Here is a 26,989-nt window from a genome sequence, read left to right as displayed (position 1 = left end):
GGCCTGCTGGGCGGCGGGTTGTGGCTGGCGGCGCGCAGCGAGGTCGGCACCACGCTGATGGCCGACCTGCACACCGGTACCGGCGAGCGGCGCACCCTGGAACTGGAAGACGGCAGCCAGCTGAGCCTGAACGCTAGCACTGCCGTCGACCTTCAATTCGATGCTCACCAGCGCCTGGTGCTGCTGCGCCAGGGCGAACTGGTGATCGAAGTGGCACCCGACCCGCAGCGCCCCCTGCGCGTGCGCACCGCCCAGGGCGAAATCCGCGCGCTGGGCACGCGCTTTCTGGTCAGCCAGCAGCCCGACGCCACCCGCGTGGTGGTGCTGCAGCATGCGGTGCGCGCACGCCTGCACGATGGCAGCGAACTGGACCTGCAGGAAGGCCAGGCCGCCCTGCTGCACGCCCAGCGCATCGAGCGTCTGGGCCGTGACGAGCGTCACCGCGCCGACTGGCTGAACGGGCACCTGAATGTACTGGATGACCCGCTGGATGCAGTGGTCGACGCGCTGCGCCCCTACACCCGCGGCTTCGTGCGTGTCGCGCCGCAGGTGCGCAACCTGCGCGTGCAAGGGGTGTTCCCGCTCAACGATCCGCAGCGCAGCTTCGGTGCGCTGGCCGAAACACTGCCGATCGAGGTGCGACACTACGGCCCGTGGTTGACCCTGATCGGCCCGAAAAGCTGAGCCCGAGAACCCTCTGAAAAGTTTTTATGAAAAACAATCGCATTTGTGTCCGGTTTTCATTTCTCATCCCACCTATCTCCTGACTGCACACACAATCAGGAGAATTCCGTGCTCAACCCTTGGTCCCGCGCCCTCCCCGTCGCCGTTGCCCTGGCCACCCTGAGCTGCGCCGTGTCTGCCCAGCAGCAGGCACTTGCGTTCAACCTGCCGGCCGGCCCGCTCGCCGCCACGCTCAATGCCATCGCCAGCCAGAGCGGCCAGATCATCTCCCTCGACCCGGCCCTGGTGCAGGGCAAACAGGCCCCGGCCGTCCGTGGGCAGATGAGCGCCGAGCAGGCCCTGCAGGCCGCACTGGCCGGCAGCGGGCTGCAACTGCTGGTGACCGGCAGCGGCCACTTCAGCGTGGTGCCGGGGGTAGACACCGCAGGCGCACTGGAGCTGGGCGCCACCAGCATCACCGAGGTGCGCAACCTGGCCACCACCGAAGGCTCGAACTCCTACGCAGCGCGGGTCACCACCATCGGCAAGGGCGAACACACGCTCAAGGAAATCCCCCAGTCGGTCAGCGTCATGACCCGCAAGCAGATGGACGACCAGGGCCTGACCAACCTCAAGGACGCCGCCAACCAGACCACCGGCCTGGTCGGCCAGCAAGGCGTGGGCAAGGGCATGATCCTGATGTCGCGCGGTTTTCAGATCGACGACTGGCAGTACGACGGCGTGCCGATTCCGCGCAACACCTACTCGCTGGGCAACTGGGCGACCCAGGACCTGATCTTCTTCGACCGCATCGAGTTCCTGCGCGGCGCCTCGGGCCTGCTGCAGGGCACCGGCAGCCCGGGCGGCGCGATCAATCTGGTGCGCAAGCGCGGGCAGGACAAACCCACCGTGACCGTCACCGGCAAGGCCGGCTCCTGGGACCACTACGGCCTGCAACTGGACGCTGGCGGCCCGCTGAACCCGCAGGGCACGATCCGCGGGCGCTTCGTCGCCGACGAAGACCAGAGCCAGTCGTTCATCGACTACGAGTGGAGCAAGACCCACTCGCTGTACGGCGCGCTGGATTTCGACCTGAGCCCGGACACCACCGTGGGTGTGGGCGTGAGCTACTCGGACAACACCTCACGGCCCATGCTGCGTGGCCTGCCGCGCTATGCCGACGGACGCCCTGTGGACGTGCCGCGCTCGACCTATACCGGCGCGCGCTGGAACCACTCGGAAATCGACGTGACCACGGTGTTTGCCGACCTCGACCACCGCTTCAACGACGACTGGAAGGTGCATGCCGCCGCCGTGTACATGAGCGAGAGCAACGACTCGCTGCACCAGCGGGTGCAAACCACCGGCCAAGGGCTGAATCCTGACGGCAGCGGTGTCCAGTATGCCAACTGGTACACAGACTTCGACTCGACCAAGGTGGGTCTGGACGCCTACGTCAACGGCCATTTCGAGACGCTGGGGCTGCAACAGGAACTCATCCTGGGTGGCAACTATTCCCAGCTCAAGACCGACGATGTGTTCGCGCGCACCTTCATCAACGGCGGCAATATCTTCGATATCGACCACGACCGCCCCAAACCCAGCTACGACAGCCTGATGCGTGACGGCGGCCGAGCCACCGCAAGCGAATATGACGTGCGCCAGAAAGGCCTGTACGGCAGTTGGCGGGTCAAGCTGGCCGAGCCGTTGACCGTAGTGCTTGGCTCGCGCGTGAGCTGGTACGACTTCCGCTACTCCTCAGTCATCACACAGGGCAACACGGTGACGGTCGCTGACCCAAGCGTCATGACCGAAACCGGTGTGGTTACCCCCTATGCCGGCATCATCTATGACCTGACCCAGGAATGGGCGGCCTACGCCAGCTACACCGACGTGTTCCAGCCGCAGAGCGAACTCGATGCCGCACAATCGGTGCTGAAGCCGATTGTCGGCAGCAACTACGAAGTGGGCCTCAAGGGCGAACTGATGGATGGCCGGGTCAACACCTCGTTCGCCGTGTTCCGCTACGACCAGAACAACCGAGCGATCACCGACGCTTCTGCGCAATGTGGCTCCGGCGATTGCTCGAAAGCGTCCGGCAAGGTGCGCAGCCAGGGTTTCGAAGCCGAAATCAGTGGCGAAGTGATGCCCGACCTGCAGCTGTTCGCCGGGTACACCTACACCACCACCACGTACATCAAAGACCCGGAGAACGAAGGCAAGGTCTTCAACCAGTGGACCCCCAAGCACATGCTGCGGGTATGGAGCGACTACCGTTTGCCGGGCGACTGGAGCCGCGTAAGCGCGGGCCTGGGCTTCAGCAGCCAGAGCCACACACTGGGTTACGAGAGTACGTTTGATGTGCCCGGTTACACGGTGTGGAATGCACGCCTGGCCTATCAGCTGACGCCTGAGGTGAGTGTGGCAGTCAACGCCAACAACCTGTTCGACAAACACTACATTGCCTCGGGCTACAACCAGCTCGGCGGCAACAACAACTACGGCGAGCCGCGCAACATGATGTTCAGCGTCAAGTACACGCCGCAGTTCTGACGCGCCTGCTTCGCCGGCAAGGCCGGCTCCTGCACAGCCTGTAGGAGCCGGCCTTGCCGGCGAATGCCCCGACGCGGTGTCACCTGCCCAGCGCCCTGGCCATCACGATGGTGCGCTCTTCCCCCTCCACCACCTCGCGTACCACCGCATAACCCAACCGCGCATAGAACGCCTGCGCCGTCAGCGAGGACGGTACCCGCAGCGCCTGCACCCCCGACGCACCGGCCAGCTCTTCAACATGCAGCATCAAGGCCCGACCGATGCCCAGCCCCTGCCGGTCCGGCGCCACGAACACCGTGCGCACCACGTCCCCCTCCAGGCTCGCGGTACCCACCACCTGCCCGCCCAACTGCGCCACCACCACCTGCCGGCGCGCCATCAACCCCAGCAGCGCCTCGGGGGAAAAACTCTGCTCCACCCGCGCAATCACCGCCGGCGAATAATCCTGGCTGTTGCTCGTGCGCAAGGCCTCGACAATCACCCGGCTGATCGCCGGCGCATCCGTTTCCAGTGCTTGGCGCACCTGACATGTTTCGCTCATCACCGCCCCACTCCAGCCACCCTGCATTTGAGAATGAATGCTATTATCGCCTTACTTTTTTCGACACCCGAGCCCTGTCTTGTCCGCGCCCACCCGCTACCTGCTGAGCGACTTCCATGCCCTGGGCCAGCGCTACGACGTGCACTATAGCCTGCCCGAAGGCGACGGCGGCGAGGACGATCCGTGCCTGATGCAGGGCCATATCAGCGAACATCGCCTGGCTCCCGGCTTCAGCCTGGTGAACTCCGACGTGCAGGCCTTCCACACCTACCGCGCCGATTCGCTGGACATGCCCGACCTGACCCTCGCGCTGGTACTTCAGGGTCAGGCCTCGATCACCTACACCCGCACCCAGCCCCTGCAACCAGGCGCCTGCATCACCGCGCTGTGCGGCGATGGCCGGCCGATGTCGGCACTGCACCGCGGTGGCGCGCACCTGCGCGGGCTCAACCTGTCGCTGCGCCGCCCGCAGGATGTGGGCGAAGAGGCCTTGGCCGAGCTGATCGAGGCTCGCCTGCGCGGCCACGGCTCGGCCCTGAGTTGCTGGACCCTGCCCGCGCACTTGCTGGCGGGCATCGAAGACATGTTGTCCGGTCGCTGGCAAGGCACCCTGCAGCACCTGTTGTGCCAGGGCCTGAGCCTGCAACTGCTCAGCCACGGCCTGGCCAGTTTCGACAGCCTGCCGGGCCCTTCGCCGGGCCTGTGCCCACGCGACCGGCTGATGCTCGAACGGGTGCGCGAGCACCTGCACCAACAGCCCGGCGACGAGCACGACCTCACCGAACTGGCGCGCCTGGCCTGCATGAGCAGCAGCTCGCTACGCAGCAAGTTCCGCGCGCTGTACGGCGAAACGGTGTTCGGCTACCTGCGCAACCGGCGCCTCGACCAGGCCCGCCAGTTGCTCGAACAGGGCTGGCAGATCCAGCAGGCCGCCCACCATGTCGGCTACCGCCACGCCAGCAATTTCGCCACCGCGTTTCGCCAGCGCTTTGGCCACGCCCCCCGCGAGACCGCCTGAAGTTCCCCTCCCGACGCACGCTTTGGCAGCGCCCATAAGCAGTCTGGCATCTGCCAAACGTGGCCCCGCAAGCAACTGTGAATAATACGCAGACGATAACGATACTCTGCGGAGAACGATTCCCATGCAGCGCCGCCTTGCCCCCTCTACCCGACCGATCAGCAGCGTGCGTATCGCCCTGCTGGGCGGGGCCTTTGTCTCCCTGATGGCCAGTGCCGAGGAGTCCGCCGAAAAGCCGGTGCTGACACTGCAGGCCACCGACGTACAGGGCGAGGCGTACCGGCCGCAGACCACCGAAGGCAGCGCCAGCTACACCACCGGCGCGATGTCCACCGCCATCGGCTTGCCGATGTCGATCCGCGAAACCCCGCAGTCGGTCAGCGTGGTGACCCGCCAGCAGATCGAGGACGAGGGCCTGAGCAACACCGCGCAGATTCTCGACAGCGCGCCGGGCATTTCCCATGTGCGCAACGACAGCAATCGCCTGTCGTTCTCGGCGCGTGGTTTCACCATCGACAACTTCCAGTTCGACGGCCTGGCCTCGCCGATCAACGGCTTCTGGAACTTCGGCGCCACCGAGATGGACTCGGCCATCTATGATCGCGTCGAGATCGTGCGCGGCTCCACCGGCCTGCTGACCGGCGCCGGCAGCCCGTCGGCGGCGGTCAACTTCGTGCGCAAGCGCCCGCTGCCCGAGTTCGCCGCCAGCGGCTCGGCGGGCATCGGGCGCTGGGACGAGCGACGGGGTGATGTGGACGTGTCGGCCCCGCTGACCGAGGACGGGCGCATCGCCGCGCGGGTGGTGGCCGCCTATTCGCAGAAGGACAGCCACGTCAGCTACCTGGACTACGGCTCGCGCACCTTGTACGGCGTGGTCAGCAGCGAACTGGGCCCGCGCACCCGGCTGACCACCAGCCTGGAGTACCAGAAGAACGAAACCGACGGCATGGGCAGCGGCTTTCCGCTGTTCTACAAGGACGGCGGGCGTACCGATTTCGGCCGATCGGCGGCCAACAACACCAAGTGGGGCTACTTCGGCACCGAGTCCACCACCGCCTTCGTCGACCTCGAGCACCAGCTGGAAAACGACTGGAAGCTGCGCGCCGCCTACAGCCGCTTCGAAGGCAACTACCGCATGCGCTACCTGTACCGCGGCGGCTACCCGGACCGCGAAACCGGGCGCGGCATGTCGGCCAGCTTCCTCAAGTACGAGGGCGAACGCACCCGTGACGACTGGCACCTGACCGCCAGCGGGCCGTTCCAGCTGCTGGGCCGCAGCCACGAACTGGCGTTCGGTGCGATGAGCATCGACGACGACCTGACCATCGACCAGTTCAGGCCGCTGGGCACGGTGCCGGATACCGGCAACTTCATGGACTGGAACAGCAACCACATTGCCGAGCCCGCCTGGTCCAACGTGCGTGCCTCGGGCGATGCCACCCACACCCGGCAGAACGGCGGCTACGCGGTAACGCGCCTGTCGCTGGCCGACCCGCTGCACCTGATACTCGGCGCACGGGTCAGCAACTGGGAAATCGACCAGGACTACTACGGCAGCCTGCGCCAGTACCGCTACCGCAACGAAGTGACGCCCTACGCGGGGCTGGTGTATGACCTGAACTCGACCTACAGCCTGTACACCAGCTACACCAGCATCTTCAACCAGCAGAACGCGCGCGGGCCGGACGGCAGCATCCTCGACCCGGTGACCGGTGACAGCTACGAGGCCGGCATCAAGGCCGGCTACCTGGACGGTCGCCTGAACGCAGCGCTGGCGGTGTACCGCACCCAGCAGGAGGGCCTGGCCGAAGCGATCCCGGGGGTGAACGTGGAGGGGCGCCCCAATGAGCAGGCGTACAAGGCCGGCACCGGGGCGCGGGTCGACGGCTTCGACCTGGAGCTGGCCGGACAGCTCACCGAGCAGTGGAACCTGTCGGCCAGCTACACCCACTTCATTGCCCGCAATGCTGACGACAAGGCGATCAACACCAACCACCCGCGCACCCAGGCCAAGCTGTTCACCACCTACCGCCTGGGCGGTGTGCTGGACAAACTGACCGTGGGCGGAGGCGCAACGTGGCGCAGTGGCGTGTCACGCAGCGACGTGGCGATGCCGGGCGGTTTCACCGACCTGGAGCAAGGCGGCTACACGCTGGTCAGCCTGATGAGCCGTTACGCCCTCAACGACCACCTGAGTGTCAGTGCGCATGTCGACAACCTGTTCGACAAGCGTTACTACGAGCAGATCGGCTTCTACAGCCAGGGCTGGTACGGCGAGCCGCGCAACCTGCGCCTGAGCGTGCGCGCCACCTTCTGACCGCATCGCGGGTCAAGCCCGCTCCCACAAGTACTGCGCCGGCCCCAGGAACATCGCAATACCTGTGGGAGCGGGCTTGACCCGCGATGGGCTGCAAGGCAGCCCCGCCTCAATCATCCCTCAACCCTGCGCTCGAATATCCAGGTGTCATGCACCCCATGCCACGGTGTATCGCGCACACCCTCCACCACCCGCACCACCTCGAACCCCAGCGCCCTGGCCAGCCCATGGCTGGCGCCGTTCACCGACGCCGCGGTCAGGCGCAGGGTGCCGAAATCCTGCGCCGCCAGCAGCGCGCCGATGCCTTCGCTCATCAACCCCTGCCCGCTGTACCCGACGTTGGCCCAGTACCCCAGCACATGCGCATGCTCGCCCGCAGGGTCCGGGTGCAGTCCCGCACAGCCAATCACCGCGGTCTGATCGGCCGTGAGAATGAAGTAACGTTTCTCGGCCGCCACCCGCGCGTGGTCCAGCAACGCCTGGCGCAGGTTGTTGCGCGTGTCCTGCAACGCCGGTGCGGCCTTGGCCCACGGCAAAAACGGCTGGTGCAGCACAAAGCTGTCGATCAACGCCTGGTTCACCCACGGCGCCAACACCGCATCCGGCATCACCACCACCGTCCTGGGCGTACTCGCCACCACCTGCAACACCATGCCTGCACTCCCCTTGCTGTTCATCCTGATCCCGATGATTGTCACAAAAAATTTCACCGGTGCGACATTTTGTCTTTCATTGCCGCCTGAACAGGTTCAAAATAAAACTGTACCGTACAGTACTAAACATGAATCCACGCCCCCATGCCCGCGCAGCTGGGGTCGTGTCATGGACAAACAGGAATGAAAAACACAGATAACCCGGGGGCCCCTGCCCCTGCTTCAACTCGCCTTGCCTTTTACATCTTCGGTACCCTGCTCGGCCTCAGTGGCCTGGCCCTGGCGGTCGGCGGTGTGCGCCTGGCCACCCTCGGCGGCTCGTGGTACTACCTGCTGGCCGGCCTGGGCATGCTGCTGGCCGGTGTGCTCTATGCCCGGCGCAAGCCGCTGGGCGCCGGCCTGATGGCGCTGGTGTTCGGCGCCACCGTCATCTGGTCGCTGTGGGAAGTCGGCCTGCGCTTCTGGCCACTGGTGCCGCGCCTGGCGCCGTTCCTGGTGATCGGCCTGGTGGCGGCGGTGTTGCATCCGTACCTGGCCGGCGGCCGTCAGCGTGGCCTCAGCCATGCCTGCGCCGCCCTGTTCGGGCTGGCCCTGGTGGCCGGCGGCGCCTCGACCTTCGTGCCGCACGGGGTCATGCACGCCACCACCGAACCGGTGCTCGACACCCCGGCCACCACGGCCGGCGCCCCCCAGGACTGGCAGCACTACAGCAACGGCCCGCAGGGCACGCGCTTCACGCCGCTGGACCAGATCAACAAGGGCAACATCGACAAGCTCCAGGTGGCCTGGACCTACCGCACCGGCGAGATCGCCGAAGGCGCCTCCGAGTCGCAGAACACGCCGATCCAGATCGCCGAAACGGTGTACACCTGCACCCCGTTGAGCAAGGTCATCGCGCTGGATGCCGACACCGGCAAGGAGCGCTGGACCTTCGACTCCAAGCCCGCCAACGACAAGACCTGGAACCGCTGCCGCGGCCTTGGCTACTACGAGCCGGCCAAGGTCCAGAAGCCGTTCCAGTTCGCTGACCTGGCACCCGCCCCACGCGCCACGGGTGGTGTGTGCGCCAAGCGCATCGTGCAGGTCACCATGGATGCACGGCTGATCGAGATCGACGCCGACACCGGCAAGCCGTGCGAAGACTTCGGCGACAAGGGCTCGGTCGACCTGACCCAGGGCCTGGGCCTGGTGGATGAAGGCGTGCCGTACTACGCCTACACCTCCGCGCCCACCGTGGCACGCAACCTGATCATCCTCGGCGGCTGGGTCTTCGATGGCCGCTCCACCGACGAACCGTCAGGCGTGGTGCGTGCCTTCAGCGCCGACACCGGCGAACTGGTGTGGGCGTGGGACCTGGGCAACCCGGCCATCACCAAGCTGCCACCGGAGGGCGAAACCTATACCCGCAGCACGCCGAACATGTGGTCTACCCCGGCGTTCGATGACGAACTGGGCCTGGTCTACCTGCCTACCGGCAACCAGCAGCCCGATTTCTGGGGTGGCGATCGCCCGGCGCTGACCGAGAAATACTCGTCTGCCGTGGTTGCCCTGGACATGGCCACCGGCCGCGAGCGCTGGACCTTCCAGACCGTGCACCACGACATCTGGGACTACGACGTGGCTGCCCAGCCGGCGCTGTACGACGTGCCGGACGGCAAGGGCGGCAAGATCCCCGCGCTGATCCAGCTGACCAAGCGCGGGCAGATCTTCCTGCTCGACCGTCGCACCGGCAAGCCGATTGCCGACGTGGTCGAAAAACCCGTGCCCCAGGCCCATGCCGAAGGCGACTGGGTAGCCAAGACCCAACCCTACTCGGTAGGCATGCCGGCGCTGGGCGCCGAACCGCTGACCGAACAGGACATGTGGGGCGCGACCTTCTTCGACCAGCTGATGTGCCGCATCAACTTCCGCGAACTCAACTACGAGGGTGAATTCACCGCACCGAGCACCCGCGACACCCTGATCTACCCGGGCTACTACGGTGGCTTCAACTGGGGCGGCGCGGCCATCGACGAGCGCAACGGCTACCTGTTCCTCAACGACATCCGCATCCCGCAGGTGGTCAAGCTGGTCAAGCGTGAAAACGTCGACCTGTCGCACCTCAAGTCCGGGCACGGCGTGGGCAGTACCTACCCGATGGACGGCACGCCGTTCGTGATCGACCACAAGGCCTTCAACTCGCCACTGGGCATCCCCTGCCAGAGCCCGCCATGGGGCGTGTTCGCCGCCATCGACCTGAAAACCCGCAAGCAGGTCTGGGAACGTCCGGCCGGTACGGTGCAGGACGCGGTGATCAATGGCGTGCGTGCCAACCTGCCGATCCCGCTGGGCATGCCCACCCTGGGCGGCGGCGTGAGCACCGGTGCCGGGCTGGTGTTCTATGCCGGTACCCAGGACTACTACCTGCGGGCACTGGACATCGCCACGGGCGAGGAAGTGTGGAAGGGTCGCCTGCCGGTCGGCGGCCAGGCCACACCGATGAGCTACGTGTCGCCGCGCTCGGGCCGTCAGTACGTGGTGGTGGTGGCCGGCGGTGCGCGCCAGTCTCCAGATCGCGGGGATTACGTGATAGCGTACGCGCTCCCTGACAAAGAGTAGCGCCCATGACCCCGTTGCACCGTGCCCCGACTTCCCCTACGAGCCGAAGTGTGGAGCGCAGGCGCAACCTGCTGGTGACCGCCAGCGAGCTGTTTCTGGAGCACGGTTACGATGGCGTCAGCATGGACGCCATCGTCGCCGCGGCAGGCGGTTCCAAGGCCACCATCTACCGCTACTTCGGCAGCAAGAACGAGCTGTTGGTGGCGGTGGTGGAGTACCTGTGCGACGACTTCATCATCGACCTGCGCCAGCTGGACACCAGCACCGTGGGGCTGGCCGAGGGGCTGCGGCTGATCCTCGACCAGTTGGTGGCGGTGGTCACCAGCCCGCGGCACGTGGCGTTCTACCGCCTGGTGGTCAATGGCACGGCGCATGTGCCCGAAGTGGGCCAGACCTGGTACGAGCATGGCCCGCAGGTATGGCATTCGCTGATTCTGCGCTTGCTCGAGGGCCAGCGCGGGCAAGGGGCAGTGGCCGCGGATGCATCGCTGTCGGAACTGCCGCACGTGCTGTTCGATGCGCTGTTCTCGCACCTCACCACACGCACCGTGATGCTCGGGCAGCACTGCACGGCCGAAGCGTTCCGGCCGATGATCGATGAGCTGACCGGGTTGGTGCTCAGGCGTTTGCAGCAGAATTGAACACCGCGTCGCCGGCGATCGCGGGTCAAGCCCGCTCCCACAGGATCATCTGCCACCTGTGGGAGCGGGCTTGACCCGCGATAGGCCTTAACTCACCACGCGGTAGCACGGCTCATACGCCGCCCCACCCGGCAGCTTCATCCGATGCTGCTCCACGAACGCCTGCAACAGCTTGTCCAGTGGCTGCATGATCGCGGTATCGCCATGGATCTCGTATGGCCCATGCTCCTCGATCAGGCGAATGCCCTTGTCCTTCACGTTGCCCGCCACGATCCCGGAGAACGCCCGGCGCAGGTTCGCCGCCAGCTCGTGTGCCGGCAAGTCGCGGCTCAGCTGCAGGCTGGCCATGTTGGCGTGGGTCGGGTCGAACGGGCGCTGGAAGCCCTCTTCGATCTTCAGCATCCAGTTGAAGTGGAACGCATCGTTGCGCTCGCGGCGGAACTGCTTGACCTGCCTGAGCCCCTCGGTCATCTGCCGCGCCACCTGGGCCGGGTCGTCGATGATGATCTCGTACAGCGCATGGGCCGCCTCGCCCAGGGTGGCGCCGACAAAATCATGCAGCTGCTGCAGGTACGCCTCGGCGCTGCGCGGGCCGGTGAGGATCACCGGGAACGGCAGGTCGCGGTTTTCCGGGTGCATCAGGATGCCCAGCAGGTACAGGAACTCCTCGGCCGTGCCCGCGCCACCAGGGAAGATGATGATGCCGTGGCCCACGCGCACGAAGGCTTCCAGGCGCTTTTCGATGTCCGGCAGAATCACCAGCTCGTTGACGATCGGGTTCGGCGCCTCGGCGGCGATGATGCCCGGCTCGGTCAGGCCCAGGTAGCGACCGATGCTCATGCGCTGCTTGGCGTGGGCGATGGTGGCGCCCTTCATCGGCCCCTTCATCACGCCCGGCCCGCAGCCGGTGCAGATGTCCAGCTTGCGCAGGCCCAGCTCGTGGCCGACCTTCTTGGTGTACTGGTATTCCTCGGTGCTGATCGAGTGGCCGCCCCAGCACACCACCATCTTCGGCTCCACGCCCGGGCGCAGGGTGCGCGCGTTGCGCAGCAGCTGGAAGACGTAGTCGGTGATGCCCTGGGAGCTTTCCAGGTCGATGCCCATGCGGTCCAGTTCGCTTTCGGTGTAGACGATGTCGCGCAGGGCGCTGAACAGCATTTCGCGGGTGCTGGCGATCATTTCGCCATCGACGAAGGCGTCGGCCGGCGCGTTCAGCAGCTCAAGGCGCACGCCGCGGTCCTGCTGGTGGATACGGACTTCGAAGTCCTTGTAGGCGTCGAGAATGGTCTTGGCGTTGTCGACGTGGGCGCCGGTATTGAGGATGGCCAGGGCGCACTGGCGGAACAGGGTGTAGATGCTGCCGGAACCGGCTTCGCTCAGTTGCTGCACTTCACGTTGGGAGAGTGTCTCCAGGCTGCCTTTGGGGCTGACAGATGCGTTGATTACGTGTCTTGGGGTCATTCTGGATTCCATATGTACGACGCCAGCGAACGGCTGTGGCATCGGGGTATTAACGCCTGACGCAATGCTGCATACAGGTTTTATCAGGTGGCCGGTCGCAATGGCAAACGGTCTGCCTGAAAGAGTAGGCGCGATCCCCCGGCGATGCCTCAGATTCCGTGCGCCGCCCAGCACTGCGCCACCTGCTCGGGCTGCTGCGCCTCGACCCCGCGCAGATCCCTCGGGTAGGTGACCCCCGCCTGCTCCTCGAAGCGCGTGGCCACGAACTGCCCGTTGCTGGCGCGCAGCACCTGCCCCGTCACCTGGCATGCGTCCGACACCAGGTACACCACCCCCGGCACCACCCACTCGGGCTTGAGGTCATCCGGCTCGCCCTCCTCGCCCCACATGCGCGTGCGCGCCACCGGCGAAACCGCGTTGACCAGAATGCCGTGTGCGGCGCCCTCTTCGCTCAAGGCATTCATGATGCCCAGCTGCGCCATCTTGCCGGCGGCATAGGCCGCCAGCCCGGTTTGCGCGTAGCACGCATACATCGCCCGGTCGGAGGTCGTCAGTACCACACGCGGCGCGGCGCTGGCCTTCAGGTGCGGCCAGGCGTGCTTGCACAGCCACAAGGGCGCCTGCACGTTGATCGCCAGGGCGCGCTCGACAAAGCCTGCATCCACCTGCTCGATCGGCTGGTACCCCACCCAGCCGGCGTTGTGGATCACCCCGTCGAGGCCGCCGAACTGCTCCACAGTGCGTGCCACCAGCGCCTCACAGGCCGCTTCATCGGCCAGCTCGGCGCAGTGCCCGAGTACCTGGTGCCCCGCCGCCTGCAGGGCCTGGGCCGCCCGTTCGACCGGGCTGGGGTCGGTGCCGCAGCCGGCGCGGTCGGCGCCGCGGTCGGTAATGACCACCCGCGCGCCGCGTTCGGCCAGGGCCCTGGCGTAGGCAAGCCCCAGGCCGCGGGCGGCGCCGGTGACGAGAAAGGTGCGATGGGTGAAGTTCATGGGCGCTCTCCTGTAAAGTCGTCGAGCCTATCGAGCGCGCCGCGCAAAGTTGAATACTATCGAAGGCCGGTTCCGATACCCGTCAGATATCGCACCGCGCCAGGGACGCCGCCATGATCGAGACCCGCCTGTTACGCCAGTTCATCGTCGTTGCCGAAGAACTGCACATCCACCGCGCCGCCGAACGCCTGCACATGGCCCAGCCACCGCTGAGCCAGGCGATTGCGCGGCTGGAACAGAAGCTCGGTTGCACGCTGCTGGTCCGTCACTCGCGCGGGGTGTGCCTGACCGGCGCCGGCCAGGCCTTCGTCGAGACCGCGCGCGCCACCCTGAGCCTGCTGGACCAGGGCGCCGAACACGCCCGCGAGGTGGCCGACGGGGTCAGCGGGCACCTGCGCATCGGCAGCCTGGCACTGGCCGGCTACCCGCCCCTGCTCGAGGCCCTGCGCCGGTTTCGCGCGCAGTGGCCCAAGGTGCGCCTGAGCCTGCAGCAGCAACCCTCGGCGCAACTGGCCGAGGGCGTGCTGGGTGGTGAACTGGACGTGGCCTTCATGCGCCAGTTGCCGGGGCTGAGCGAGCGCCTGCACAGCCGGCTGATCCTCGACGAGCCGCTGCTGCTGGCGGTGCCTGCCGGGCACCGACTGGCCCACGGTGGCCCGGTGCACCTGGGCGAGGCCGCAGACGAAGACTTCGTGTTCACCCCGCCGGCCCTGGGCAGCGGCTTTCACCAGCAGATGCTGAGCCTGTGCGAACGCGCCGGCTTCACCCCGCGCATCAGCCAGCAGGCGGCGCAGATGCAGACACTGGTCAGCCTGGTGGGCTGCGGGTTCGGCGTGGCCCTGGTGCCGCAGGCGGCGGCGCGGGCCAACCGCCAGGACGACGTGCACTTCTGTGCCCTGCACGACACCCCGCCGCTGGGCCTGTACATGGTGTGCCCGGGGGAGCAGAGCACCCCGCAGGCACGCCACTTCATGGACCTGTTCGCACCGGCTACAGGGCAATCCCCAGTGCCTGGCGCAACTGCGCGGCACGCGGCTCTGCTGCCGGGCTGACCAGCGCGTAGTTGTAGGCGCCCTGCGACCAGTAGCGGGCCTGCAACTCGCCGTCCACCCGCTCGCCACTGGGCATGCGCGCATAGTGCTCGCCGGGCGAGCGCAGGAACAGGCTGACCCGCTCGCCGTTGGCATCCTGAAACAGCAGCAGCGCCGCCGGCCCCTGCTCGTTGCTGAGCAACCGCGCGCCCACCGGCGTGAAGCCATAGGCCGAGAGGTCCGGCAACTGCCCTGCCTGGGCAAAGTGCTCGCCCAGCCAGGCCTGCAATTGCCCCGGCCGCTGCACGTTCAGGTCCAATGTGCCCGACTGGGCAAACAGGCGGTGCGCCTGCACGGCATCGGCCATCGGTGCGAGGCCCGCCTGCAGGCTCGACTCGCGCGCCTGCCAGCCGCCCAGGCCACCGATGCCCAGTGCCACCAGCAGCATCGCCGCGCTGGCCCATTGGCGGCGATGGCGCTGGCGCACGGCGCGGCGCACGGCTGCCGGGTCGAGCCGCGGGTTCGCGGGCTGCTCGGCCAGCCCGGCCAGGGCGGTGCGCAGCAGGCGTGCATCGGCGCGCCAGCCCTCGACCCGCGCCGCCTGCTCGGGGTGGGCTGCCAGGTATAGTTCCACCTCGCGGCGGCGCGCCGTCTCGAGGCGTTCGTCGACATAGGCGTGCAACTCGTCTTCGGACGGGATCAGCCGGCTCATTTCAACCTCCGCAATGCCGGGGGCGGCGTATTGCCCTCGGCCAGTTCTCGCATTGCCGCACGCGCCCGTGACAGGCGCGACATCACCGTGCCGATGGGCACGTCCAGGGCCTGTGCGGCCTCCTTGTAGCTCAGGCCCTCGACAGTCACCAGCAGCAACAGCGCCCGTTGCTCGGTGGGCAGGCGCGCGAATGCGGCCAGGCCCGACTCGGCGAGCACGATATCCTCGGTGCTGCTGCCCACCGCCTCGTCGCGCCCGAACCACGCCAGCCAGCGGGCATGCCGGCGCTCGCGGCGCTTGGCGTCGATGAACAGCCGGTACAGGATCGCGAACAGCCAGGCGCGCAGGCTGTCATCGCCATGCTGCTGGCCGCGCCGGCTCAGGGCGCGCTCCACCGTGGCCTGCACCAGGTCGTCGGCGCTGCTGGCCTCGCGGGTCAGCCACAAGGCAAAGCGGCGCAGGCGCTGGAGCATGTCGCGCAACTGGTCGTCATCAAGATCGTTCATGGTCGGGGTTCTGGGCGGCTGGCAGTCAGTGTACGAGGCAGACGCTCGCCGCCGAAATTTATTCCCGCCGGCGTGGAATAAAACCTGGTGCGGTGCGTCGTACCGGCTCATTCACTGACCGGATCGCCGCCATGAGCACTCCGTTAAACGGTCGCGCCCACACCCTGCGCCTGGCCGTCATCGGCCTGGGTATCGCCGCCCTGGGTGCAAGCTTTGCCTACGCTGCCGGCTGGATCGGCCCGCAGCGCCTGACCCCGCAACGTATCATCGACACCTTCGAGGCCCAGGCCGGGCACTACCCCGGCTATCGAAAGAACCACGCCAAGGGCCTGTGCGTGAGCGGCTATTTCGACAGCAGCGGCCAGGCTGCCAGTTGGTCGCGGGCCCGGGTGTTCAGCCAATCCAGAGTGCCGGTGATCGGACGTTTCGCCATCGGCGGCGCCAACCCGTTCAGCGCCGACGCCAGTGTCGCCACCCGCAGCCTGGCGCTGCAGTTCAGCAGCGACGACGGTCAGCGCTGGCGTACCGGCATGAACACCCCGCCAGTGCTGGCCGTCAGCGATGCCGCAGGGTTCTACGAACAGGTGCTGGCCTCGACGCCCGACCCGGCCACCGGCAAGCCGGACCCGGCGGCCCTGCAGGCGTTTTTCGCCAGGCATCCCGAAAGCGCCGCCTTCCGCCAGTGGGCCAGGGACTACAAGCCTTCTGACAGCTTTGCCAGCTCGGCCTTCAACAGCATCAACGCGTTTCGCCTGGTGGATGCGGCGGGCAAGGTGCAGTACGTGCGCTGGAGCCTGCAGCCGCACAGCGACTTCGCCCCGTTGCCAGCCCAGGTCGACGACAGGAACTTCCTTCAGCACGACCTGCAGCAACGCCTGGCCAAGGGCCCGCTGCGCTGGACCCTGCGCCTGACCCTGGCCGGCGCCGACGACCCGGTGGACGACCCCGCGCGCCCCTGGCCCGTCACCCGCCAGCAGGTCGATGCCGGCACCCTGGTGATCGATCACGTCGATGCGCCCGAGCAGGGCGAATGCCGTGACCTGAACTTCGACCCGCTGATACTGCCCGACGGCATCCAGGCCTCGGCCGACCCGATCCTGGCCGCCCGCTCGGCCGCCTATGCCGAATCCTTCAACCGGCGCAGCCGCGAAACCGCCCTGGGGGCCCACCCATGAACCTGCACCCGTCCACCCGCTTCCACCCGTTGGCGCGCCTGCTGCACTGGCTGATGGCCGTGTTGATCCTGACGATGCTGTTTGTCGGCGTGAGCATGGTCGCCGACCTCTCGCCCCGCCACCCCTGGCTGGTCAGCCTGCACAAGGCCATCGGCCTGGCCCTGCTGGTGCTGGTGGTGCTGCGCATCGCCACACGCCTGCGCTACGCCACCCCGCCCCTGCCCAGCGACCTGCCACGCCTGCAGCAGTGGGCCGCCAAGGCTTCGCACCTGCTGCTGTACGGGTTGATGCTGGGCATGCCGCTGATCGGCTGGGGCATGCAATCGGCCGGTGGCTACCCGCTGCCGTGGCAACTGCCGGCCATCGCGCCCCACGACCTGCGCCTGTACGCCCTGCTGCGCGCCCTGCACGGCTGGCTGGCGTACCTGCTGTTTGCCACCGTGCTGGTGCATATCGCCGCCGCACTGGTGCACGGTTTTGTCCGCCGCGATGGCGTGTTGCGCAGCATGTGGCCGGGGCGCTGAGCGCGCCGGCGCAGCAACAGGCAACCTACCTGGCAACGGGCATAACGTTAACACGTTAACTTTTTTCGCTCACAAGCCTGCAAAGGCTTTCGGGGCAAAAAGATAATATGTTAATTATATGCCCGCACCGCAGCAGCGGCTGCCGCCAGAACAACAACAAAAGGTAGATTGCATGTCGTTTTCCCGCCGTCCCCTGACGGCCAGCGCCGGCCTGTGCGCCGCGCTTGCGCCGTTGCTTGTGCAGGCCGATTTCATCCAGGACAGCAAGGCCAGCCTGGAGGCCCGCAACTTCTATTTCAGCCGCGACTTTCGCCAGCACGCCGCGCCCCAGAGCCAGGCGCGGGAGTGGGCCCAGGGCTTCATCCTGCGCATGGAATCGGGTTACACCGAAGGCACCCTGGGCGTTGGCCTGGATGCGCTGGGCGAGCTGGGCCTGAAGCTCGACTCCAGCAAGGCGCACCGGGGCACCGGCCTGCTGCCGTTCGGCGCCAGCCAGGAGCCGGCGCACGACTACAGCGAACTGGGCCTGACCGCCAAGCTGCGCCTGGGCAAGAGCGTGCTCAAGCTCGGCACCTTGCAGCCCACCTTGCCGGTTGCCTCGATCAACGACGTGCGCCTGCTGCCCTCGACCTACAACGGCAGCCTGCTGACCTCGCAGGACATCGACGGCCTGACCCTGAACGTGGGCCGCCTGGAAAAACAGAACCTGCGCGACTCCTCGAGCAACGACCAGATGAGCTATGCCGGTGTCCAGAGCAGCCACCTGGACCTGGCAGGCGGCACCTACGCGCTGCGCCCCAACCTGGCGCTGAGCTACTACTACGCGCAGATGCACGACCTCTACCGCCAGCAGTACGCCGGGCTGGTGCATGACCTGTCGCTGGCCGAAGGCGTGAGCCTGCGCAGCGACCTGCGCTACTTCGACACCCGCGAACAAGGCAACGCCAACCTGCGTTCCGCTGCGCGGGTGGACGGCGGGCGCATCGACAACCGCTTCTTCAACGGCATGCTGACCCTGGGCGTGGGCGCGCACAAATTCGGCCTGGGCTACCAGAACCTCTCGGGGGACGGCGACTTCGCCTACCCGGGGCTGGACCCGTACTCGGTCAACCTAGTGACGGTGAATGTGTTCACCAAGGCCGAAACCGATGCGTGGCAGGCGCGCTACGACTACAACTTCGCCGCGCTGGGGCTGCCGGGGCTGAGCTTCATGACCCGCTATGTGAATGGCAACCATATCCAGACCGCGACGGTGAGCGGCGGCAAGGAATGGGAGCGCGATACCGACATCGCCTATGTGGTGCAGAGCGGGCCGCTGAAGAACGTGAGCGTGCGATTGCGCAATGCGACGTTCCGTTCCAGTGGCGGGTTGACCAGCGATATCGACGAGAACCGCTTGATCGTGGGGTATACGCTGGCGTTGTGGTAATCGTCGAGGGGCCGCGTGGCGGCCCTTTCGCGGGGCAAGCCCGCTCCCACAGCCAAACCGCTGCCTTGCAGGACGGTGCAGACCCCGTGGGAGCGGGCTTGACCCGCGATGCGCCCAGCGCTATTTCACCTGCCCTCTTCCTAACATTCTTGGGAATGCTTATCATCTGCATTCTTTTTCTCGGAAGTCGCCAGGATGAGCGCCCCCACCTCACCCGCCAACGCCGAAGTCGGCCAGCTCTACCAGCACCATCACCTGTGGTTGCAGCACTGGCTGCGCAGGCGCCTGAGCTGCCCGCAGCGCGCCGCCGACCTGATGCAAGACACCTTCGTGCGCATCCTCGCCTCGTCCGAGTCGCTGGAGCTGGTGCGCCTGCTGCGCGAGCCGCGCAGCTACCTGGCGACCGTGGCGCGGCGGGTGATGATCGACCACTTCCGGCGCCAGAAGCTCGAACAGGCCTACCTCCAAGCCCTGGCCGCCCAGCCGGTGTACGAGGAGATCTCGCTGGAAGAGCGCCTGCTGATTCTCGAGACCCTGCGCGAAGTTGACCGCCTGCTGGCCGGGTGCGGCGCCAAGGCGCGCCAGGCGTTCCTGATGGCCAACTGGCTGGGCATGACCTATGGCGAAATCGCCACGGCGCTGGGCGTTTCGCTCAGTTCGGTGAAGAAGTACATGTACAAGACCACCGAGCGCTGCCTGCTGCTCGCCTTCGACGAGCAGCCATGAGCAACGACCGCGAAGCGCAGCGCCAGGCGCTCAAGGAAGCCGCCCGCTGGCATGTGCAGCGCATGGCCGGCGATGCCAGCCCCGGCCTGGAACGGGCCTGGCGGGCATGGTTGGACAGTGCCCCGCAGAACGGCTGGGCCTGGGCCCGGGTCGAGCAGTTGCATGGGCAACTGGCCAGTGTGCCGGGTGGGCTGGCGTTCGATGCCTTCAAGCGTGCCGAAGCCCAGGGCCTGACCCGCCGCGGCGTGGTCAAGGGGCTGCTGCTGGCGACCGGGCTGGGGCTGGGTGGCTGGGCCAGCTACCGCAGTACTCCGGCGCAGGCGTTGCTGGCGGACGTGCACAGTGGCACGGGTGAAATTCGCAGCGTCACCCTGGCCGACGGTAGCCAGCTGGTGCTCGATACGACGTCGGCGGTGAACATTCGCTTCGACAGCCGGCAACGGCTGATTCAGCTGGTGCGCGGGCGCATCCTGCTTACCAGTGGCAAGGATGTGCAGCAGCGGCCGTTGCGGGTGCAGACCGCGCAGGGCGTGGTGCAGGCGTTGGGCACGCGCTTCAGCGTGGCGCAGCAGGCCGGGCGCAGCGAGGTCGAGGTGTTCGAGCATGCGGTGCGGGTCAGCCCCTTGCTGGGGGAGGCGCAGCGCCTGGAGAGCGGGCAGGCGTGCGGGTTCAGTGATCAGCGGGTGGATAGCCCGCAGCTGGCGTCGGCGGCCCAGGCGGCGTGGAGCCTGGGGCAACTGGTGGTGGAGAACTGGCGGCTGGGTGATCTGCTCGACGAGCTGGGGCGGTACCGGCCGGGGTTGCTGACCTATGCGCCGCAGCTGGCAGAGCAGCGTGTGTCGGGCAACTTCTCGTTGACCGACAGTGATGCAGCGCTGTCGGCGCTGGCGCGCTCGTTCGATTTGCGAATCGAGCGGCATGGTCGGTACTGGGTGCGGGTGATGTAGGCGCCGGCCTTGTCTGGCCGGCTCTTGACCTGCACAGCGCAGTGTTTGATGCAGCAAAAAAATTCCTCATCCCGCGGTACCTTTTCTCATTCTCATCCGCCTTGTCTGAAACACCCCCTTTCGCGCATCCCTTCTGCATCCGACGAGGCCCCCATGTCACCCCGTTCCCCCCGCCTGCTCCCCGCCCACCTGCTGGCCGCCGCCATGGCCGCCAGCGTGCTGCCAGCCCCCTCGGCGATGGCCGATGAAGTCAGCAGCAGCCGCACGGCCTACAACATTCCCGCCGGTTCGCTGGCCAGCGTGCTCGGTGCCTTCGCCGCCGCCAGCAGCCTCAACCTGTCTTACGAAGCGGCCCTCACCCGCGGCAAGCAGAGCCCCGGCCTGCAAGGCCAGTACGCCACCCTCGACGGCCTCGGCCGCATCCTGGCCGGCAGCGGGCTGCAAGCCTTCCCACAAGGCGACGGCAGCTACTCGCTGCGCCCGGCCCCCAGCAGCAACGGCGCCCTGGAACTGGGCGCCACCAATGTCGACGGCACCCGCACCAGCAGCACCGGCGACAGCACCGACAGCTACACCGTGCGCAGCGTCAGCATCGGCAAGGGTCAGCATTCGTTGCGCGAAACCCCGCAGTCGGTCACGGTCATCACGCGCAAGATGATGGACGAACAGAACCTCACCAGCCTCGAACAGGTGATGGAGAAAACCCCCGGCATCACCGTTCACGACTCGCCCATGGGCGGCATGTACTTCTACTCGCGCGGCTTCATGATCGCCGGCCAGTACCAGTACGACGGCGTACCGCTGGATGTGGGCGGCAACTACGTGCAGGCCAACAGCTTCTCCAGCGACATGGCCTATTACGACCGCGTCGAGATCATGCGCGGCGCCGCCGGCATGATGAAAGGCGCCGGCAGCTCGGCCGGCGGGGTCAACTTCATTCGCAAGCGCGGCCAGGACAAGGCCGCCACCCACGTAACGCTGTCGGCCGGCACCTGGGACAACTACCGCGCCCAGGTCGACACCGGCGGCCCGCTCAACGACGCCGGCACCCTGCGCGGGCGCGCCGTGGTCGCCCAGCAGGACCGCAAGTACTTCTACGACATCGGCGAGCGCGAAGACCAGGTGGTGTACGGCGCACTGGACTACGACCTGAACGAGGACACCACCCTGGGCCTGGGCCTGGCCTACGAAAAGCTCGACGCCAAGCCCTGCTGGCAGGGCCTGCCGCGCTACAGCGACGGCAGCGACCTGAAGCTGTCGCGCTCCACCTGCCTGGGCGCGTCGTGGAACCACTGGGACAGCGAGCGAACCAGCCTGTTCGCCGACCTTACCCACCGTTTCAACGCAGACTGGGCGCTCAAGGTCGCCTCGATGTACACCCACAACGACCAGAACATGCAATACGCCATGGGCGAAGGCACCGTGCCGGTGGGCAGTACCCAGAGCGCCTCGAAGCTGTACTCCGGGCTGTTCGACTACGACCAGGACGACTACGGCTTCGACGCCAACCTGGACGGCCATTTCCAGGCCTGGGGCCTGGAGCACGAGATCATCGTCGGCGCCAACGCCAGCCGCTCCAAGGGCCGCGACCGCTACGAACTGATCAACCTGACCGAGCTGTACGGCGTTACCCAGAACCCGTTCAACCCCAACCCGCACATCCCCAAGCCGGGTGACTCGGTTTACGAGAAGGAGTCCTACCGCGGCGGGCCGATTCCGGTGACCTCCGACACCCGTCAGTTCGGCACCTACGCCACCCTGCGCCTGAAGCTGGCCGAGCCCCTCACCGCCGTACTCGGCAGCCGCGTCAGCTGGTACCGCAACAGCAGCGACAGCTACACCCGATACTGGAACTACTGGCAGCCCAACCGCAGCCAGGAAAACGGCCAGGTGACGCCGTTCGCCGCGTTGATCTACGACCTGGACGACACCTGGTCCGTTTACGCCAGCTACGCCGACATCTTCCAGCCGCAAAGCACCTACGCCAAGGCCGACGGCAGCTCGCTCAAGCCCAAGACCGGTGCCAGCTATGAGGTGGGGGTCAAGGCCGAGTGGTACCAGGGTCGCCTCAATGGCGCCTTCAACCTGTTCCGCAACACCGAGCAGGGTCGCGCCGAGGCTGACTACAGCACGGTATGCGATAGGTCGTCCGACGGTTACTGCTACACCGACAGCGGCAAGGTGCGCGCCCAGGGCTTCGAAGCCGAGCTGAGCGGTGAACTGATCGAGCGCCTGCAGGTGCTGGCCGGCTACACCTACACCCAGGTCGAATACCTCAAGCGCATCGACGACACCCGCCAGGACGCCACCTTCACCGCCAGCTACGTGCCCAGGCACATGGCGCGTGTATGGACCAACTACGACCTGGACGGCGCCCTGCAGCGCTGGAGCGTGGGCGGCGGGGTCAGCGCGCAGAGTGCCAACCACTTCGTGGACCGCAACACCAAGATGGTGCAGCCCGGCTACGCCCTGTGGAGCGCCCGCATCGGCTATCGCCTGGATGACAACTGGAGCCTGGCCCTCAACGGCAACAACCTGTTCGACAAGCACTACTACAGCAGCGTCGGCGCCGCTGGCTGGGGCAACTTCTATGGCGAGCCGCGCAACCTGATGGTGACCCTGCAAGGCGACTTCTAACCCACAGCAACAAGGCTGAAGTCAATTAAATGATTATTACTATCGTTTACAGGCTTTAGCCTTGGGGGCAGCTGCGGCACAATGGCCGCCTTGCTCCTCTGCCTTGGATAGCCATGAACACCGCCCAGCAACCCCCGCTGCTCAAAACCCCCGCCTTCGACCTGCGTCCGCTGATGGTGGTCAACATGGCCTGCACCATGGCGATGATGGCCTTCGTCGCCCTGATCGGCCCCATCGCCCGCGTGCTGGGCCTGGCAGCCTGGCAGGCGGGCGCAGCGGTCACGGTAGCCGGGGTGGTGTGGATGCTGCTGGCGCGCCCCTGGGGCCGGGCCAGCGACCGCTTCGGTCGCCGCCGGGTGCTGCTGGTGGGCACTGCGGGGTTCACCCTGGCCTATTGGGCCCTGTGCCTGTTCATCGATGGCGCGCTGCGCTACCTGCCGGCCACCTCCCTGGCCTTTGCCGCGCTGGTGATCGGCCGCGGCCTGATCGGTGCGTTCTATGCCGCCCTGCCAGTCGGCTGCGCCGCGCTGATTGCCGACAACATGCAACCGCAACAGCGCGCCCGCGCCATGGCCTCGCTGGGTGCGGCGAACGCCGTGGGCCTGGTGATGGGCCCGGCACTGGCCGCGCTGCTGGCGCGCCACAGCCTGAGCCTGCCGTTCTATGCGATGTCGGTGCTGCCACTGCTGGCATTGCTGGTCCTGCAGTTCAAGCTCAAGGGTCAGGAGCTGCACCTGAGGCAACCGCCCCGCCCCGTCAGCCTGACCGACCCGCGCCTGCTTCGCCCGCTCACGGTGGCCTTCGTGGCGATGCTGTGCGTGTCGCTGGCGCAGATCACCGTAGGCTTCTTTGCCCTTGACCGCCTGGGCCTGGCGCCTGCCGATGCCGCCCAGGCGGCGGGCATTGCCCTGACCATGGTGGGTGCGGCGCTGATCTTCTCGCAGGTGCTGGTGAGCAAGCTGCAATGGCCGCCGCTGCGCATGATCCGTGTGGGCGGCTGCATCAGTGCGCTGGGTTTTGCCAGCGGCGCCCTGGCCGACAGCGTGGGCATGCTGTGGGCGTGCTACTTCGTCGCTGCGGCCGGCATGGGCTGGGTGTTCCCGGCGTTCCAGGCGCTGGCGGCGAACGCGGTGGATGCCGGTGAACAGGGCGCGACCGCAGGCTCTGTGGGCGCGGCACAGGCGCTGGGCACGGTGATCGGACCGCTGGCCGGCACCCTGATCTACGCCCTGGACCCGCGCCTGCCGTACCTGATGGCCGCCTTGCTGCTGCTGTTGATCGCCTTGTGGCCGGTGCCTGCACGCCAGTAGGCGGGGTCGGCGGCGGAATGTGTTTTAATGCGTCGCCCATTATTTTTGACATCAAGGCGGCTATGGACACGGGGACACGACTCAAACTGGTACGTGAACGCACCAAGCTCTCGCAACGGGAGCTGGCCAGGCGCAGCGGCCTGACCAACTCGACGATTTCACAGATCGAGCAGAACCGCGTCAGCCCATCGGTGAGCTCGTTGAAAAAGCTGCTGGAAGGCATCCCGATGTCGTTGGCGGAGTTCTTCAGTTTCGACGAACCGCCGCGCGAAGAACGCTTCGTGTTCCGCGCCAACGAGCAGCCCGACCTGGGCAGTGGTGGCTTGCGCATGCTGCTGGTCGGCGCCAGTGTCGAAGGTCGGCAGATGCGCATGCTGCGCGAGCTGTATGCGCCGGGCGCCGACTCCGGCGAAGAGCCGATCGTGCACACCGAGGGCGAGGAATGCGGCCTGGTGACCCGTGGCACCATCGAGTTGCGGGTAGACGGCCAGGTCAGCGTGCTGAACTCCGGCGACGGCTACTACTTCCCCACTACCCTGCCCCACAGCTTCAAGAACATCGGCCAGGACGAAGCCGAGATCATCAGCGCCAACACCCCGGCGAACTTCTGATGAGCATCGCTGCAAGCGGCAAGCTGGCTCGGCCTCGCTTGCCGCTTGCCGCTTGCAACGGCCCCTCTACATCCAGCCCAGCCAGTGCCACCATGTTGCGGCGAACACCAGCATCAACCCGTACCCCACCAGCGTCACCACGATTCCGACCTTGGCAAACTGCCGCGCGTTGAAGGTTTCGGTACCCAGGCACACCATGTTCTGCGGTGCGTTGATCGGCAGGATGAACCCGTAGCTGACCACAAACCCCAGCACCATGGTCATGCCCAGGCGGCTGAAATCCCCCGGCAAGGTCTGCAGCACCGCGATCAGTATCGGCAGCAGCGCCGAGGTCAGCGCCGTGGCACTGGCAAAGCCCAGATGGATCACGATCAGAAACGCCGCCAGAATCGAGAACACCCCCAGCGTGCCCAATTGATCCAGCCCGGTATTGGCCACCACCTGCCCGCCCAGCCATTGCCCGGCCTGGGTGGTCAACAGGGTGGTGCCCAGGCTGATGCCGACGCCGAACACGATCACCGTGCCCCACGGAATACGCGCCTGCACATCCTTCCAGGTCATCACCCCGAAGCGCGGCAGCAACAGCAGCACCAACCCGGCGTAGGTGGTCGAGGTGGTGTCGAAGTGATGCAGCTTGCCTTCGGTGGCCCAGGCCAGCAGCAACAGCAGCGACACCCCCAGCAGACGCTTCTGCGCCCCGCTCATCGGCCCCAGCGCCTGCAACTGCTCGGCCACCGCCGCCTTGCCGCCGGGAATGCTGTCGCTCTCGGGGGGCAGCATCCTGAGCACCAGCACGATCAGCACCACCGACATGATCAACGCCCACGGCGCCCCGGCGATCAGCCAGTCGATCCATGACACCCGTGCACCGAGCATCTTGTCCATGAAGCCGACCGTCAGCAGGTTCTGCGCGGCTGCGGTCTGGATGCCGATGTTCCAGATGCTGGTGCCCTGGGCCACGATGATCATGATGCCGGCGGCGATGTTGGAGCGCTTGTTCACACCGAACGCGGCGATCACGCCCATCATGATCGGCACCACGCAGGCACTGCGCGCCGTGGCACTGGGCACCACCAGGCTGAGCAGGATGATCACCACCATCGCCCCCAGCAGAATGCGTCGGGTGCTCACGCCCACCCGGTTGAGCGTGACCAGCGCGATGCGCCGGTCCAGCCCGGTGTGGGTCATCGCCGCTGCGATGAACAGGGCCCCCACCACCAGCGCCAATGCCGGGTTGGCAAAGCCCGTCAGGGCCATGCTCACGGCTGCCGACGAGCCGTAGATCACCGACGGGTCGGCAAGGGTCGGTGCGGTGCCCAGCAAAAATGCCAGCAGCGAGGTGATCATGATCGCACTGGCTTCGTACGACACCGCCTCGGTGATCCAGATCACCACCGCAAAGGCCAGGATCGCCAGCACGCGGTGACCGGCCACCGGCAGGTCGGCCGGCAGCGGCAACAGCAGCACGCCGACCAGCGCGACGATGCCCAGCAGCAGGCCCACGGGCAACAGGGGTTGAGCGCCAGGCGCTGCAGGAGGATTGGCGGGGGTACTCATGGACAGGACTTCTTTGGCAACAAAACAGGCCCCTATCATCCCCAGCGCCTGGCCGGTACGCGCTGACCCGGGTCAATACATGGCCAAGACGCCCTGACCAGAGCGCTTTGTAGGACATTCCAACAGCCTGTGGCGCGGCGACCCGTAAGCTCGAAAAAGACTGACCGGTCATTTGTAGTGAATAAAAAAAATCACTACAAAACCTATTGACGGCATTCGTTTCCCCTTGCATGATGAGGCCGTCTCCCTGATCGGGAGCGCTGGCAAAGGGTGTTCCAGACAGTTCGAGCGGTTTCGGGCTGTCCGTGGAGAGGGACTGTCCAAAAGGCAGAGTGAAGAAAGCCCCTGTTGCGACGCTGCTGTAGCAGCCTTGGTAGATCGCTACAT

The 26,989-nt window shown here is 66.6% G+C and carries 22 protein-coding genes; 15 read left to right on the top strand and 7 right to left on the bottom strand.

The features are described from left to right. Together DN388_RS08860 and DN388_RS08855 are read left to right on the top strand one after the other, a co-directional pair. Positions 1–684: FecR family protein (locus DN388_RS08860; RefSeq protein WP_254998857.1), on the top strand; the 684-nt coding region annotated here is incomplete at its 5' end. A gap of 108 nt (positions 685–792) precedes the next feature. Beyond that, positions 793–3,216, top strand: coding sequence for a TonB-dependent receptor (locus tag DN388_RS08855; RefSeq protein WP_104572637.1), 2,424 nt, complete (start codon positions 793–795; stop codon positions 3,214–3,216). 79 nt (positions 3,217–3,295) lie between these two features. Here the strand turns inward: DN388_RS08855 and DN388_RS08850 are convergent, their stop codons facing one another. After that, complete coding sequence (locus DN388_RS08850; protein WP_254998854.1) at positions 3,296–3,757, bottom strand: GNAT family N-acetyltransferase; 462 nt, start codon at positions 3,755–3,757, stop codon at positions 3,296–3,298. Between the two features lie 79 nt (positions 3,758–3,836). On the opposite strand from DN388_RS08850, the gene DN388_RS08845 reads away from it, so the two are divergent. Both DN388_RS08845 and DN388_RS08840 read left to right on the top strand, forming a co-directional pair. Then, a complete protein-coding gene (locus tag DN388_RS08845; protein ID WP_213605833.1) occupies positions 3,837–4,775 on the top strand; it encodes a helix-turn-helix transcriptional regulator in 939 nt (312 codons plus the stop codon). Between the two features lie 124 nt (positions 4,776–4,899). After that, entirely contained in the window at positions 4,900–7,092 is a 2,193-nt protein-coding gene (locus DN388_RS08840; protein ID WP_116054834.1) for a TonB-dependent siderophore receptor, read from the top strand. A 113-nt stretch (positions 7,093–7,205) separates the two neighbouring features. Here the strand turns inward: DN388_RS08840 and DN388_RS08835 are convergent, their stop codons facing one another. After that, complete coding sequence (locus DN388_RS08835; RefSeq protein ID WP_116054847.1) at positions 7,206–7,769, bottom strand: GNAT family N-acetyltransferase; 564 nt, start codon at positions 7,767–7,769, stop codon at positions 7,206–7,208. Between the two features lie 159 nt (positions 7,770–7,928). Here DN388_RS08835 and DN388_RS08830 point away from each other — a divergent pair, with 159 nt between their 5' ends. Both DN388_RS08830 and DN388_RS08820 read left to right on the top strand, forming a co-directional pair. Further along, positions 7,929–10,343, top strand: coding sequence for a membrane-bound PQQ-dependent dehydrogenase, glucose/quinate/shikimate family (locus DN388_RS08830; RefSeq protein WP_213605835.1), 2,415 nt, complete (start codon positions 7,929–7,931; stop codon positions 10,341–10,343). A 5-nt stretch (positions 10,344–10,348) separates the two neighbouring features. Next, positions 10,349–10,984 carry a TetR/AcrR family transcriptional regulator gene (locus tag DN388_RS08820; RefSeq protein ID WP_043860909.1) on the top strand — a complete coding sequence of 212 codons (636 nt, stop codon included), beginning with the start codon at positions 10,349–10,351 and terminating at the stop codon, positions 10,982–10,984. A gap of 87 nt (positions 10,985–11,071) precedes the next feature. On the opposite strand, the gene ppnN is transcribed toward DN388_RS08820, so the two are convergent. Both ppnN and DN388_RS08810 read right to left on the bottom strand, forming a co-directional pair. Then, on the bottom strand, positions 11,072–12,445 hold the full coding sequence (gene ppnN / locus DN388_RS08815; protein WP_043860910.1) for a nucleotide 5'-monophosphate nucleosidase PpnN: 1,374 nt from the start codon (positions 12,443–12,445) through the stop codon (positions 11,072–11,074). 149 nt (positions 12,446–12,594) lie between these two features. Further along, complete coding sequence (locus tag DN388_RS08810) at positions 12,595–13,437, bottom strand: SDR family NAD(P)-dependent oxidoreductase (RefSeq protein WP_254998832.1); 843 nt, start codon at positions 13,435–13,437, stop codon at positions 12,595–12,597. Positions 13,438–13,550: 113 nt separating this feature from the next. Between DN388_RS08810 and DN388_RS08805 the strand changes: the two genes are divergently transcribed. Continuing rightward, positions 13,551–14,489, top strand: a complete 939-nt coding sequence (locus DN388_RS08805; protein WP_254998830.1) for a LysR substrate-binding domain-containing protein — start codon at positions 13,551–13,553, stop codon at positions 14,487–14,489. Here the strand turns inward: DN388_RS08805 and DN388_RS08800 are convergent. Beyond that, a complete protein-coding gene (locus tag DN388_RS08800; protein WP_254998828.1) occupies positions 14,428–15,180 on the bottom strand; it encodes an anti-sigma factor in 753 nt (250 codons plus the stop codon). The genes DN388_RS08805 and DN388_RS08800 overlap by 62 nt on opposite strands. After that, entirely contained in the window at positions 15,177–15,686 is a 510-nt protein-coding gene (locus tag DN388_RS08795) for a sigma-70 family RNA polymerase sigma factor (protein ID WP_254998826.1), read from the bottom strand. The genes DN388_RS08800 and DN388_RS08795 overlap by 4 nt, the downstream gene beginning before the upstream one ends. Before the next feature lie 131 nt (positions 15,687–15,817). On the opposite strand from DN388_RS08795, the gene DN388_RS08790 reads away from it, so the two are divergent. From DN388_RS08790 to DN388_RS08755, 8 genes are all read left to right on the top strand, one after another. Then, positions 15,818–16,861 (top strand): catalase family peroxidase, encoded by a 1,044-nt coding sequence (locus DN388_RS08790; RefSeq protein ID WP_254998823.1) that lies wholly within the window; start codon positions 15,818–15,820, stop codon positions 16,859–16,861. Then, the gene (locus DN388_RS08785) at positions 16,858–17,385 is read left to right on the top strand and encodes a cytochrome b (RefSeq protein WP_058541244.1); all 528 of its coding nucleotides are present in this window, start codon (positions 16,858–16,860) and stop codon (positions 17,383–17,385) included. Before DN388_RS08790 ends, DN388_RS08785 begins: the two co-directional genes overlap by 4 nt. A gap of 172 nt (positions 17,386–17,557) precedes the next feature. Further along, on the top strand, positions 17,558–18,814 hold the full coding sequence (locus DN388_RS08780; RefSeq protein WP_254998821.1) for an OprD family porin: 1,257 nt from the start codon (positions 17,558–17,560) through the stop codon (positions 18,812–18,814). 195 nt (positions 18,815–19,009) lie between these two features. After that, positions 19,010–19,540: a sigma-70 family RNA polymerase sigma factor gene (locus DN388_RS08775; RefSeq protein ID WP_043860918.1), complete on the top strand. Its 531-nt coding sequence runs from the start codon at positions 19,010–19,012 to the stop codon at positions 19,538–19,540. Then, a complete protein-coding gene (locus DN388_RS08770; protein ID WP_088515181.1) occupies positions 19,537–20,487 on the top strand; it encodes a FecR domain-containing protein in 951 nt (316 codons plus the stop codon). The genes DN388_RS08775 and DN388_RS08770 overlap by 4 nt, the downstream gene beginning before the upstream one ends. A 204-nt stretch (positions 20,488–20,691) precedes the next feature. Beyond that, positions 20,692–23,124, top strand: a complete 2,433-nt coding sequence (locus tag DN388_RS08765) for a TonB-dependent siderophore receptor (protein ID WP_254999526.1) — start codon at positions 20,692–20,694, stop codon at positions 23,122–23,124. 113 nt (positions 23,125–23,237) lie between these two features. Next, positions 23,238–24,434 carry an MFS transporter gene (locus DN388_RS08760; RefSeq protein ID WP_058541248.1) on the top strand — a complete coding sequence of 399 codons (1,197 nt, stop codon included), beginning with the start codon at positions 23,238–23,240 and terminating at the stop codon, positions 24,432–24,434. 62 nt (positions 24,435–24,496) lie between these two features. Continuing rightward, the gene (locus DN388_RS08755) at positions 24,497–25,045 is read left to right on the top strand and encodes a cupin domain-containing protein (protein ID WP_043859772.1); all 549 of its coding nucleotides are present in this window, start codon (positions 24,497–24,499) and stop codon (positions 25,043–25,045) included. Between the two features lie 66 nt (positions 25,046–25,111). Here the strand turns inward: DN388_RS08755 and DN388_RS08750 are convergent, their stop codons facing one another. Beyond that, positions 25,112–26,602, bottom strand: coding sequence for a DASS family sodium-coupled anion symporter (locus DN388_RS08750; RefSeq protein ID WP_054915142.1), 1,491 nt, complete (start codon positions 26,600–26,602; stop codon positions 25,112–25,114). Positions 26,603–26,989: the final 387 nt, after the last annotated feature.

Source organism: Pseudomonas sp. S12(2018) (genome assembly GCF_024355235.1).
Lineage (GTDB): Bacteria > Pseudomonadota > Gammaproteobacteria > Pseudomonadales > Pseudomonadaceae > Aquipseudomonas > Aquipseudomonas palmensis.
Note: the sequence above shows the minus strand (reverse complement) of the source record. Positions and strands in the feature narration are given on the sequence as shown.